Source organism: Brevundimonas sp. (genome assembly GCF_046293315.1).
GTDB lineage: Bacteria > Pseudomonadota > Alphaproteobacteria > Caulobacterales > Caulobacteraceae > Brevundimonas.
Genome location: NZ_JBKBPF010000139.1, coordinates 1 through 500, shown reverse-complemented (window position 1 = coordinate 500; position 500 = coordinate 1). Strand labels below are relative to the sequence as shown.

Below are 500 nucleotides of genomic sequence, written 5' to 3'. Positions count from 1 at the left end.
GGGGCGCGACCAGCACGGGAGCGTATGCAGGCGATCCTCGAACTTGCGCGCGCGATCGTCGCCGCGGAAGCCATTTTAGCGCGGCGGGATCGTATTCCAAATCTGATCAGGGCTCACAACGAACTTGTGGCGCTGGCGGGCCAGGCACCGCTCTACAACTTTGATCCCGGCTTGCTGGCGATGGAAATCGGCACCTTGCTCGCATCCGCTGCGCCCGCTAGCTAGCGCGCCCATGACCGAGCCGTACTACATTACCACCGCGATCAATTACCCGAATGGCCGCCCGCATATCGGACATGCCTACGAAGGTATTGCAACCGACGTCGTCGCACGATTTCAGCGTGCCCGTGGGCGCGATGTCCGGCTGGTGACCGGTACAGACGAGCATGGTCTCAAGATGGATCAGACTGCACGCAGGGCGGGACGTGCGACAATCGATCTGGCGACAGAGATGTCTACATATTTCCGTGAGATGTGCGCCAAACTTGCCATTGGTTATG

At 60.2% G+C, this 500-nt stretch carries 2 protein-coding genes; both read left to right on the top strand.

Annotation, left to right across the window (positions count from 1 at the left end; all coding sequences use genetic code 11):
- Window positions 1-225 (top strand): hypothetical protein (locus ACK4SE_RS14440; protein ID WP_409694118.1); only part of this gene is annotated, 225 nt, incomplete at its 5' end.
- A gap of 7 nt (window positions 226-232) precedes the next feature.
- The coding region (locus ACK4SE_RS14435; RefSeq protein ID WP_409694115.1) for a class I tRNA ligase family protein at window positions 233-500 on the top strand (268 nt) is incomplete at its 3' end.